This is a genomic window from Sulfitobacter sp. 1A13421, from assembly GCF_043557285.1.
GTDB classification, from domain to species: domain Bacteria; phylum Pseudomonadota; class Alphaproteobacteria; order Rhodobacterales; family Rhodobacteraceae; genus Sulfitobacter; species Sulfitobacter faviae.
This window is the reverse complement of the sequence record NZ_JBIFFQ010000004.1, coordinates 100742-112747: the sequence shown is the minus strand read 5'-3', so window position 1 is coordinate 112747 and position 12006 is coordinate 100742. Positions and strand designations below refer to the sequence as shown.

The 12006-nt window shown below is 63.7% G+C and carries 10 protein-coding genes; 6 read left to right on the top strand and 4 right to left on the bottom strand.

The features are described from left to right. Window positions 1-37: 37 nt before the first annotated feature. The 6 genes from ACGYLI_RS09485 to ACGYLI_RS09460 all read left to right on the top strand — a co-directional run bounded on the left by ACGYLI_RS09485 (window position 38) and on the right by ACGYLI_RS09460 (window position 5719). Window positions 38-1120: an ABC transporter permease gene (locus ACGYLI_RS09485; RefSeq protein ID WP_394419007.1), complete on the top strand. Its 1083-nt coding sequence runs from the start codon at window positions 38-40 to the stop codon at window positions 1118-1120. Then, the gene (locus ACGYLI_RS09480) at window positions 1120-2040 is read left to right on the top strand and encodes an ABC transporter permease (RefSeq protein WP_394419006.1); all 921 of its coding nucleotides are present in this window, start codon (window positions 1120-1122) and stop codon (window positions 2038-2040) included. The genes ACGYLI_RS09485 and ACGYLI_RS09480 overlap by 1 nt, the downstream gene beginning before the upstream one ends. A gap of 70 nt (window positions 2041-2110) precedes the next feature. Beyond that, entirely contained in the window at window positions 2111-3184 is a 1074-nt protein-coding gene (locus tag ACGYLI_RS09475; protein ID WP_271689091.1) for a BMP family ABC transporter substrate-binding protein, read from the top strand. A gap of 161 nt (window positions 3185-3345) precedes the next feature. Further along, window positions 3346-4284 (top strand): aldo/keto reductase, encoded by a 939-nt coding sequence (locus tag ACGYLI_RS09470; RefSeq protein WP_394419005.1) that lies wholly within the window; start codon window positions 3346-3348, stop codon window positions 4282-4284. Next, window positions 4281-4934, top strand: coding sequence for a DUF938 domain-containing protein (locus ACGYLI_RS09465; protein ID WP_394419004.1), 654 nt, complete (start codon window positions 4281-4283; stop codon window positions 4932-4934). The genes ACGYLI_RS09470 and ACGYLI_RS09465 overlap by 4 nt, the downstream gene beginning before the upstream one ends. After that, window positions 4931-5719, top strand: coding sequence for a GH25 family lysozyme (locus ACGYLI_RS09460; RefSeq protein WP_394419003.1), 789 nt, complete (start codon window positions 4931-4933; stop codon window positions 5717-5719). The genes ACGYLI_RS09465 and ACGYLI_RS09460 overlap by 4 nt, the downstream gene beginning before the upstream one ends. A 188-nt stretch (window positions 5720-5907) precedes the next feature. On the opposite strand, the gene ACGYLI_RS09455 is transcribed toward ACGYLI_RS09460, so the two are convergent. From ACGYLI_RS09455 to ACGYLI_RS09440, 4 genes are all read right to left on the bottom strand, one after another. Continuing rightward, complete coding sequence (locus ACGYLI_RS09455; RefSeq protein ID WP_394419002.1) at window positions 5908-6618, bottom strand: hypothetical protein; 711 nt, start codon at window positions 6616-6618, stop codon at window positions 5908-5910. 32 nt (window positions 6619-6650) lie between these two features. After that, window positions 6651-9143 (bottom strand): FAD-dependent oxidoreductase, encoded by a 2493-nt coding sequence (locus ACGYLI_RS09450; protein WP_394419001.1) that lies wholly within the window; start codon window positions 9141-9143, stop codon window positions 6651-6653. A gap of 288 nt (window positions 9144-9431) precedes the next feature. Beyond that, window positions 9432-10835 carry an FAD-binding oxidoreductase gene (locus tag ACGYLI_RS09445; RefSeq protein WP_394419000.1) on the bottom strand — a complete coding sequence of 468 codons (1404 nt, stop codon included), beginning with the start codon at window positions 10833-10835 and terminating at the stop codon, window positions 9432-9434. Between the two features lie 100 nt (window positions 10836-10935). Next, window positions 10936-11922 carry a 2-hydroxyacid dehydrogenase gene (locus ACGYLI_RS09440; RefSeq protein WP_394418999.1) on the bottom strand — a complete coding sequence of 329 codons (987 nt, stop codon included), beginning with the start codon at window positions 11920-11922 and terminating at the stop codon, window positions 10936-10938. Window positions 11923-12006 lie beyond the last annotated feature (84 nt).

Sequence of the window (12006 nt, the reverse complement as noted above, 5' to 3'; positions counted from 1 at the left end):
GCCTCTCATCTTTCACTCTGACCATTGGGGGTGATCTGTGATCCGCCTTGAAAAGCGTCCGCAGCCCAGCCGGGCCCTCTCGCTGTCGACACCGATCATGGCGGTGCTGGCCACTTTCATCTTCGGCGGGCTTTTGTTCGCGGCCTTGGGCAAAGACCCGATCGAGGCGCTGCAAACGATCTTTTGGCAACCCCTGTTTGGCGATTACGCCTTTTACTACCGCCCCCAACTGCTGATCAAAGGCGCACCCTTGGTGCTGATCGCCATCGGCCTCAGCCTTGGGTTCAAGGCGGGCATTTGGAACATCGGGGCCGAGGGGCAGTATATCATCGGCGCCCTCTTTGGCGCGGGCGTGGGGCTGGCATTCTACCCGCTTGAGGCGTGGTATATCTTTCCGCTGATGGTCCTCGCCGGGGCGCTCGGCGGTTGGCTCTGGGCGATGATCCCGGCGCTTCTCAAGGTGCGTTTCGGCACCAATGAAATCCTCGTCTCGCTGATGCTGGTCTATGTGGCGGAACAATTCCTTGCCTCCATGTCACTGGGATTGCTGAAAAATCCTGAAGGCTACGGCTTTCCCGGCTCGCGCAACCTGCAACAATACGCTTCTGCCCATAACGCCGAACTCTTCGCAGGCTCTGGCATGCACTGGGGCGTGGTCGCAGCACTGATCGCGGTGATCTTTGCCTATGTCCTTCTCGCACGGCACCGGCTTGGCTTTGCCATCCGCGTCACCGGAGAGGCGCCGCGCGCGGCGCGTTTCTCGGGCGTGAACCCGGCGCGGCTGGTGCTGTTTTGCCTCGGCACCTCTGGCCTGCTCGCCGGTCTTGCGGGCATGTTCGAGGTCGCTGGCCCCTCGGGTCAGGTCACCATCGACTTTAACGTGGGCTATGGCTTTACGGCGATCATCGTGGCCTTCCTTGGCCGGTTGCACCCGATTGGCATCCTGCTTGCCGGGGCGCTGATGGCGCTGACCTATATCGGCGGGGACATCGCGCAGTCCAACCTCGGCCTGCCCGCCGCCGCCATTCAGGTGTTCCAAGGCATGCTCCTGTTCTTCCTGCTCGCGCTGGACGTTTTCACTCATTACCGGCTGCGCTTTGGCGCGGCGGAGGCTGCCTGATGGATCTTTCCGCAATCAACCCGCTCTTGTTCGTCGCAGGCTTTCTCGTGGCCGCGACGCCGCTGATCTTCGCCGCCATCGGCGAATTGGTGGTCGAGAAATCCGGCGTGCTAAACCTCGGCGTCGAAGGCATGATGATCACCGGCGCGATCTGCGGCTTTGCCACGGCGGTCGAGACCGGTTCGCCGCTTCTGGGCTTTGCCGCCGCCGCTGTCGGTGGTGCCGTTCTCAGCCTGCTCTTCGCCTTCCTGACCCAAGTGGCACTGGCGAACCAAGTCGCCTCGGGCCTGTCGCTCACGCTCTTCGGCCTCGGCCTCTCGGCGCTGATCGGGCAAAGCTACGTCGGGATCAAACCACCACGCCTGAGTGACATCGACTTTGGCCCGCTGGCCGACATCCCGGTGATCGGGCCAATCCTTTTCACCCATGACATCATCCTCTACCTCGGCATCGCGTTGGTCGCTGGTGTCTGGGCGGTGCTGAAATTCACCCGTGCGGGCCTGATCCTGCGCGCGGTCGGCGAAAGCCACGACGCGGCCCATGCGCTCGGCTACAAGGTCAAACGCATCCGCACTGCGGCAATCCTCTTTGGCGGCGCCTGCGCGGGCTTGGGCGGGGCTTACATCAGCCTCATTCGCGTGCCGCAATGGACCGAAGGCATGACCGCCGGCATCGGCTGGATCGCCCTTGCCCTTGTCGTCTTCGCCTCTTGGAAGCCATGGCGCGCGCTTTTGGGTGCCTATCTTTTCGGCGGCATCACCCAGTTGCAACTGAACTTGCAAGGCGCGGGCGTTGCCATTCCGGTAGAGTATCTGGCAATGTCGCCGTATATCATCACCATCATCGTTCTGGTGGTGCTGTCGGCGGACAAAAGCGCCGCGCCGGCCTCTCTGGGCCGTACCTTCCACGCCTCGAACTAGGGGCATCACGTCACGCGGCATCGCCCGCACATCAAGCCCCGGCAAGGGGCACGCAAACAGGGGAAACCTCATGAAACTAACCACCCTTATGACCAGCGCGGCCCTTGCGCTCGGCCTTGCTTCGGGCGCTGTGGCCCAAGACAAGACCAAGGTCGGCTTTGTCTTTGTCGGCCCCGTGGGCGACGGCGGCTGGACCTACGAGCATAACGAAGGCCGCTTGGCCGTCGAAGAAGAGTTCGGCGACAAGGTCGAAACCGTCTTCGTCGAAAGCGTTGCCGAAGGCCCCGATTCCGAACGTGTGATGACGCAGATGGCGCTCGACGGTGCCGATCTGATCTTCACCACCTCCTTTGGCTACATGGACCCCACCATCAACGTGGCCAAGAAATTCCCCGATGTGAAATTCGAGCACGCCACCGGTTACAAACGCGCCGACAACGTCTCGACCTATTCCGCGCGTTTCTACGAAGGCCGCGCCATTCAGGGCCACATCGCGGGCTCCATGACGGAAAGCAACATCATCGGCTACATCGGCTCCTTCCCGATCCCGGAAGTGATCCGCGGCATCAACTCCGCCTATATCCACGCCAAGAAGGTAAACCCCGACGTTCAGTTCAAAATCGTCTGGGCCTACACGTGGTTTGACCCGGCCAAGGAAGCCGACGCCGCCAAGGTTCTGATCGAACAGGGCGCCGACGTGGTGCTGCAGCACACCGATTCCACAGCACCCCAAGCGGCTGCACAGGAAGCGGGCAACGTGATCACCTTTGGCCAAGCCTCCGACATGGCGCAATATGCACCCAAGCCGCGCGTGTCCTCGATCATCGACAACTGGGCGCCCTATTACATCGACCGCGTCAAAGCGGTGATGGACGGCACATGGGAAAGCCAAGACACATGGGACGGCATCGGGCCGGGCATGGTCGGCATTGGCGAGATCACCGACGCCGTGCCCGCAGATGTGAAAGCCGAAGCGCTGGAACTGAAAGAGAAAATCGCATCGGGCGAGTACCACCCCTTCACCGGTCCGATCAACAAACAGGACGGTTCCGCATGGCTGGCCGAAGGCGAAACCGCAGATGACGGCACGCTGGCGGGCATGAACTTCTATGTCGAAGGCATCGAAGGCACCATTCCTGAGTAAGCCGCACTGGCTGACCGACGACAGGGGCGCACGGGCAACCGCGCGCCCCTTTTTCGTCGCCGCCCCGGTCGGGGCCCCATGCGTGCGGTCCCCAAGCGCCCCGCCGCCTGCCCCTACGTAAACCCATTGCGCGCGGGCAGCGCACATGCCACCAATCTTGCATGACACAGATGCTCACCAGCCTTGATGGCACCCCCGCCAGCCGCCTCGCCTTCGGCACCATGCAGTTCGGCGGGCGCGCCGATGCGGCAGCCTCCCGCGCGATGTTCGACGCCTGTATCGAGGCCGGGATCACCCATTTCGACACGGCCCATGTCTATACCGACGGGGCGTCAGAGCGCCTTCTGGGCCAGTTCGTCCAAGACCGCCGCGAAAGCCTGATCATCGCCACCAAAGCCGCCTATACCGGCGGCGCGGGCCGGGCCAATATCCTCGCCTCTGCCGAGATATCCCGCCAGCGGATGCAGCTTGATACGCTCGATGTGCTCTACCTCCACCGCTTCGATCCCGACACCCCGCTGACCGAAAGCTTCGCCGCGCTGGCCGACCTGCAACAACAGGGCCATATCCGCCAAGTGGGCCTGTCGAACTTCGCCGCATGGCAGGTCGTAAAAGCCGCCCATATCGCCGCCGACTTCGGGCTTGAGATCGCGGTGATCCAACCGATGTACAACCTCGTCAAACGTCAGGCCGAGGTCGAGATCCTCCCCATGGCCGACGATCTCGACATATTGGTCGCCCCCTACTCCCCGCTGGGCGGCGGGCTGTTGACCGGAAAATACGCTGAGGGCGGCACTGGCCGCCTGAGCGAGGATGACCGCTATGCCGCCCGCTACGGGCAAGAGGGGATGCACGGCGCCGCTGCCGGTCTTGCCGCCCTCGCGCGGGATCTCGGCACCCATCCCGCAACCCTCGCCGTGGCCTGGGCAGCGGCCCATCCCACGAAGCCGACGCCGATCATCTCGGCCCGCTCCTTGGCCCAACTAGAGCCGTCGCTCGCCGCGCTGACCTACCTGATGACGCCGCAGACCTACGCTGCCATCTCGGCCCTGTCGCCGACACCGCCCCCGGCCACCGACCGGCTGGAAGAGCAGGCATGAGCCGCCTGCCCCCCAACGCCAGCGTCGCCGAAGACGCACGCGGTGACCGCCTCTTCGCCCCCGCCGCCGCGCGCAATCTCGACGCGCTTTGCGACCTGCTAGCCACCCACGCCCCGCCCCGGGGCCGTGCGCTGGAAATCGCCAGCGGCACCGGCCAGCATGTCGTGGGCTTCGCCAAACGCCTGCCGAGCCTCAGCTGGCAACCCAGCGACATCGACACCGCCCGCCGCGCCAGCATCAACGCCTATGCAGCCGAGGCCGCCTTGCCCAATATCGCCCCCGCGCTGCCGCTCGACGCGACCGAGCCCGGCTGGGCGGGCGACCACGGCCCCTTCGACCTGATCATGCTGGCCAATCTGCTGCATCTGATCTCGACCCCCGCCACCCGGTGCCTGATCGATGAAGCCTCCGCAGCCCTCGCCCCCGGCGGCACGCTGATCCTCTACGGCCCGTTCAAACGCGACGGCCAAACCACCTCCCCCGGCGATACCCGCTTTGACGCCCAACTGCGCGCCGCCGACCCCGCGATCGGCTATAAGGACAATACCGAGATGGCCCGCTGGCTCAGCGATGCAGCCCTCAGCCCGATCGACAAAGTGGACATGCCCGCCAACAACCTCGCCTTCATCGCCAGAAAGCCCAGCCCATGATCCTCCGCCGCGCCCTGATCCTGTCGCTCCTCGCCCTCGCCGCCTGCGGCTCCCCCGGCAGCCCGCCCCCGGCCCCGCCCGGCGTGCTCTTCCCCGCCGCCTTCGGCGACAGCGACCCGGTGAGCTTCAAAGGCCGCACCCCCGCCGCCTACCCCGTGCACGGCATCGACGTGGCCCGTTTCCAAAACGATATCGACTGGAACACAGCCCGCCGCGCCGGGGTGAACTTCGCCTTCATCAAGGCCACCGAAGGCGGCGACCTCAAAGACATCAACTTCGACAGCCACTGGCAAGGCGCGGGCCAAGCCGCCGTGAAACGCGGCGCCTATCATTTCTACTATTTCTGCACCCCGCCCGAAGATCAGGCCCGCTGGTTCATCCGCAACGTGCCCAAGACAGGCGGCATGCTGCCCCCGGTGCTTGATATGGAATGGAACCCCTTCTCCCCCACCTGCGCCCATGTCCGCCCGTCCGCTGCCGCCGTCCGCGATCAAATGCGCCGCTGGCTGCGCGTGGTGGAAGCGCATTACGGCCAACGCCCCATTATCTACACCACACCCAAATTCTACCGCGAGAACGACCTTGGCCGCTTCCGGGGGTACGACTTCTGGCTGCGCACCACCGCCAAAACCCCAGCTGAAACCTACCCCGGCCAAACATGGCGCTTCTGGCAATACAGCGCCACGGGCATCGTCCCCGGCATCGGCGGCGACGTGGATCTCAACGCCTTCTCCGGCAGCCGCGCCGACTGGCAAAACTGGGTCGCCACCCGCGCCCTGCGCTAAAACCAACGGGGGAGCGCCCCTCCCCCTCCTTCATCCTTTCTCAAATACCTTTGCGCCACCCTGCCGCAAAAGCGACGTGATCGGTTACCCCCCCAAACCAAACGCCTCCAATAGAAACGCCACCCCGCCCTCTTCATCCTTTCCCAAATACCTCTGCACAACGTCCACCCCAGACGCCACGCCACCCTTCACCCCCGCGCATAATACCGCGCCACAACGAACAGCCCGCCCACCAACAAAAGCGGCAACAAGAATATCCGAAATACATGCACCCCGAGCACCGCCAAAAGCGCGCCGATCAACTCATCCGCGCGGCTCCAAAGGTTGCTGGCAAGCTGCCGATACTCCGTCAAACCCGGTTCTTCCTCACCCAAAGCCTCGCTGCCGCCGACATTTGCGGTGATCTCCTCGATCACCTCCATGTTCCGCAGATAGACCCCTTCGGTGAGCTGTCCCGCCAGCGGCTCAGACACCACTAAGGCAAGCGGAAGCGCCAACCCCAGAAACCCGCCATACCACGCCAACCGCCGGGGCAGCCCGGCATGACCGCGCTTGCTCAAAGCCCAAACCGCCAGCGCGACAGACAACAGCCCCAACCCGATCGCACTCACCGGACCAAGCGCCACGGCGATCACCCCCGTGGCCACCATGACACCGAAAACCAGCCCCGCGATCCGCTCCACCGTGTCGTCAATCGGCTCCAACACCTTTAGTGGCCGCGCCGAGCCGGAGGCGATGAAGGACAGCCCCACCTCGATCTCCTGCGCGGTGGAGAGAAAGGCATTCAACGTGCGCAGCGTGACATAGGAAGCCGCCGCCGTGGTCGCCACATCCGCGGCATAGCCCTGCGCCGCGCCGACCACGGGATTGTCGCGCAGCAGCGCCGCCGTCAGCGCCAATACGCAAAAAAGTGCAAGCAGCCCGCGCCGGATCAACCGTCCGCCCGGATGCGCTGGTTCTTCGGATCATAGGGGCTGTCTTCGACCACCTCGGCCTCCCACAGTTGATCAAGCATCTTTACCTTCAGCCTCGTGCCTACCACCGCATCCTCGGGTTTGACATAGCCCATGCCGATGCTCTTGCCGAAGGCCACGGAGTAGCCCCCCGAGGTCAGCCGCCCGGTCCGGGTCTCGCCATTGTAAAGCACCTCACGGCCCCAAGGATCGGCATCCTCTGGCCCATCGATCAGCACGGTCACGCATTTCGCGCGGATGCCGTGATCGACCATCGCCTGCTTCCCGTGAAACTTCTTGTTCAGGTCGACGAAGCGCGGCAAATCCGCTTCCAAAGGCGTCGCATCCCGGCCCAGCTCATGCCCAAAGGCGCGATAGCTCTTCTCCTGCCTCAGCCAGTTCTGCGCCCGCGCGCCAACCAGCTTCATCCCATGCGGCGTGCCTGCCTTCTCCAACTGGTCGAACAGATGGTTCTGCATCTCGATCGGGTGATGCAATTCCCAGCCGAGCTCCCCGGTATAGGCCACCCGGATCGCGCGCACCGGCACCATGCCCAACTCGATGTCGCGCATGGTGAGCCATGGGAACCGCTTGTTGCCCAACACCGTCTCCGGCGCCGCATCCCGCACCAAGGCACCCAAAACATCCCGCGACTTCGGCCCGGCAATCGCGAAGACACCCCACTGCGTGGTCACGTCATGGCACTCAATATAGCCGACCTCAGGCATCTTATCGGCAATCGCCTTGCTCAGATAATCGCTGTCATAGGCCGTCCATGCCCCCGCCGAGACGAGGTAATATTCGTCCTGCGCCAAACGCACGATGGTATATTCCGTCCGCGTCGTTCCCGCCTCGCTCAAGGCATAGGTGAGGTTGATCCGCCCCACCGAAGGCAGCTTGTTGCAGGTGAACCAATCCAGAAACGCCGTTGCCCCCGGCCCGCGGACCAGATGTTTGGTAAAGGCCGTGGCATCGATCAGCCCGACCCCCTCACGGATCGCCCGCGCTTCCTCCACGGCATATTGCCACCAGCCCCCGCGCCGGAACGAGCGGCTGTCATGATCGCTAAATCCCTCCGGCGCAAAATAATTCGGCCGCTCCCAGCCATTCACCTGCCCGAATTGCGCCCCCCGCGCCGCCTGCCGGTCATAGGCGGGCGAGGTGCGCAGCGGACGGCACGCGGGCCGCTCCTCATCAGGATGGTGCAGAATATAAACGTGGTCGTAGGCTTCCTCGTTCTTGCGCGCGGCATATTCCGTGGTCATCCAATCGCCGTAGCGTTTGGGATCGAGGCTCGCCATATCGATCTCGGACTCGCCCTCCACCATCATCTGCGCCAGATAATAGCCGGTGCCGCCAGCCGCCGTGATCCCAAAGGAAAACCCTTCCGCCAGCCACATATTGCGCAGTCCCGGCGCTGGCCCCACCAAGGGGTTGCCATCGGGCGTATAGCAAATCGGCCCGTTGAAATCATCCTTCAGTCCGCAATCCTCGGCCGAGGGGATGCGGTGGTTCATCGCCATATATTGCTCTTCGATCCGCTCCAGATCGAGCTGAAACAGATCGGCCCGGAAGCTGTCCGGCACCCCATATTCAAACCGCGCCGGCGCGCCCTTTTCATAAACCCCAAGGATCCAGCCACCACGCTCTTCGCGCACATAGCTCTGCGCATCGGCATCGCGGATCACCGGATGCTCCCCGTTGCCCGCTGCCCGGTAATCGACCAAGGCCGGATCGCGGTCCATGACGATGAACTGATGTTCCACGGGAATCGCTGGCATCTTGATGCCCAGCATCCGCGCCGTGCGCTGCGCATGGTTGCCGCTCGCGGTCACCACATGTTCCGCCGTGATGACGATCTGCTCCTCCGACGGGACAAGGTTGCCGCCCTTCTCGACCATCTTGGTGCAGGTCACTTCCCAATGCGTCCCATTCCAATGGAACCCATCCGCCTGCCACTTGCGCTCGATCGCCACACCACGCTGCCGCGCCCCCTTGGCCATCGCCATGGTCACATCGGCGGGGTTAATATAGCCATCGGTCTGGTGATAAAGCGCCCCCTTCAAATCCGATGTCTCGATCAGCGGCCACTTTGCCTTAATCTCATCGGGGGTTAACCATTGATAGGGCACGCCGCAGGTCTCGGCGGTGGAAGCATAGAGCATATACTCATCCATCCGCGCATCCGTCTGGGCCATACGCAGATTGCCCACCACGGCAAAGCCCGCGTTCAGCCCCGTCTCCGCCTCCAGCGTCTTATAAAACTCGACCGAATACTGATGAATATGGGTCGTCGCATAAGACATGTTGAACAAGGGCAAAAGCCCCGCCGCATGCCAAGTCGAGCCAGAGGTCAACTCGTCCCGCTCCAAGAGCATCACATCATCCCAACCGGCCTTCGCCAGATGATAGGCGATCGACGTGCCAACCGCGCCGCCCCCGACAACCAATGCTTTGACTTGCGTTTTCATCTGCCAATCCCCCTGCGCTAGGCCCACTCCCGTTGTACGCAGCAGCACCACGCCCCGCAGGCAGCAGCCGACCCAACATCGTCAAAAACCGACCTCACCCGCTCCCCCAAAGCGCCACCTCAGCCCAAGCGCGCGCGCCCCACCTTCATCCTTTCTCAAATACCCTGCACAACCTCTCCCACCGCACAACATCTAGGCAGACCACACCGCCCCCCCCCACCTTCATCCTTTCCCAAATACCCTGCACGCCCCCTCCCGCCGCACAACATCAGGGCAAAACACCCCATCTCACCCCGGCAAAATCTTCCCCGGGTTCAAAATATTCTGCGGATCCAGCGCCGCCTTCACGGTCGCCATCACATCCACCGCAGCCCCCAGTTCCTTGCGCAGATAGGGCCGCTTGCCCTGCCCAATCCCATGTTCGCCGGTGCAGGTCCCATCCATCGAAATCGCCAGTTCCGCCAGCCAGCTGACGAAGGCCTCGCCGCGCGCGACTTCTGCGGGGTCGTCCATGTCGATCAACAAGGACGCGTGAAAATTCCCGTCCCCTGCATGGCCCACGATTGGGGCGATCAACTGCAACTCTTCCGCCCGCGCTTGGGCCGCCACCACGGCATCGGCGAGGCGCGAGATCGGCACGCAGACATCCGTGGCCACCGCCTTGCAGCCCGGTCTCAGCGCCAGCACCGCCCAATAGCCGTCATGGCGGGCCTGCCATAGCTTGCTGCGTTCTTCGGGGGTCGTCGTTGCGGCATAGCCGCTGCCGCCGAACTCTTCCGAGAGCATGCCAAAGGTCTCGGCTTGTTCCACCACGCCCGCTTCGGAGCCGTGGAATTCCAGCAGCAAAAGCGGTGTTTCGGGCAGGGTCAGCTTGGAATAGGCGTTCACGGCCTTGACCACATCGGCGTCCAGAAGCTCGATCCGCGCCACGGGCAGGCCGTATTGGATGACCGCCATCACGGTCTCGCAGGCGGCCTGTACCGTCGGGAAGGAACAGCGGGCCGAGGACATCGCCTCGGGGATGCCTTGCAGGCGCAGGGTGATCTCGGTGATGATCCCAAGCGTCCCTTCCGAGCCCACGAAAAGCCGCGTCAGATCGTAGCCCGCCGAAGATTTCCGCGCCCGCCCGCCGGTGCGGATCACCCGGCCATCGGCCAGAACCACCTCAAGGCTCAGGACGTTGTCCTTCATCGTGCCATAGCGCACCGCATTGGTGCCGCTGGCCCGCGTCGCGGTCATCCCCCCGAGCGACGCATTCGCGCCGGGGTCGATCGGAAAGAACAGCCCCTGATCGCGCAGATGGGTGTTGAGCGCCTCGCGGGTCACGCCGGGCTGCACCCGGCAGTCCAGATCGCCGGCATTGACCTCAAGCAGGCGGTCCATCTGCATGACATCGATGCAAATCCCGCCCGCGGGGGCGTTCACATGCCCCTCAAGCGAGGTGCCCGTCCCGAAGGGGATCACCGGCACCCGATGGGCGGCGCAGATACGCACCGCCTGCGCCACCTCTTCGGTCGAGCGCGCCATGACCACCGCATCAGGCGCCTGCGTGTCGATCCATGTGGTGGTATGGCCGTGCTGTTCGCGAATGGCTTGGCCAGTTAGCAGATTGTCCCCGAAGGCTTGTTGTAACTCGTCCAGCGCGGCGGTGATCCCCACCTCATTTCGCGGCAAATCTGCGATTTTGGTCACGTTCTATCTCCCAATAGCATCCTCACGCCGCAAAATCTTGCGGCGGCATCTTTGTAAATTAATCACACGAAAGGCCCGCGTTGCCGCAGCCGTCCGTGGGTCAGAGCATGGAAGGCACGACCTGATCCGGCGGACGGTGGCCGTCGTCGAAGGTCTTGATGTTGATCAGGACTTTCTCGCCCATCTCAATCCGCCCTTCCAATGTGGCAGAGCCCATATGCGGCAGCAGCACGACGTTCTTTAGCTCGCGCAGGCGCGGATTGATCTCGCGACCATGTTCATAGACGTCCAGCCCCGCGCCCTTGATATCGCCAGATCGCAGCATCCGCGTCAGCGCGTTCTCGTCGATCACCTCCCCTCGGGAGGTGTTCACGATCACCGCGTCGGGCTTCATCAGACCCAAGCGGCGGGCGTTCATCAGATGGAAGGTGCTGGGGGTATGGGGGCAGTTGATGCTGATCACGTCCATCCGGCTGACCATCTGATCAAGGCTCTCCCAATAGGTGGCCTCTAGCGCGCCCTCGATCTCTTCGCGCAGGCGTTTGCGGTTGTGGTAATGCACCTGCATGCCAAAGGCCCGCGCCCGGCGCGCCACGGCCTGACCGATGCGGCCCATGCCCAGAATGCCCAGACGGCGCCCGCCAACGCGGCCCCCCAAGAGTGCCGTGGGCGCCCAGCCGTCCCAATTGCCCGATTGCATCACCGCCATGCCCTCGGGCATGCGGCGGGTCACGGCAAGGATCAGCGCCATGGTCATATCAGCGGTATCGTCGGTCAGCACGCCGGGGGTGTTCGACACCAGCACGCCGCGCTGGCGCGCGGTGGCCACATCGATGTGATCGACCCCGGCCCCGTAGTTGGCGATCAGCTTCAGCCGCTCGCCCGCTTGGGTGATCAGCGGCGCGTCGATCTCATCGGTGATGGTGGGCACCAGCACATCGGCTTGACGCATCGCCGCGCCCAATTCCTCGCGGGTCATCGGCCTGTCATCTTCGCGCAGGGTCACGTCAAACAGCTCTGACAGCCGTGTTTCCACGGCCTCTGGCAACCGTCGCGTCACTACAACACTCAACCGCTTCTTTGACATGCCTGCTCTCCCGGTCTTGGCGTCGCCTCGTTTCGCGGGCATGGTGTCTCATGCAGCGACGAGGCACAAGAACTCGCGCCGGAA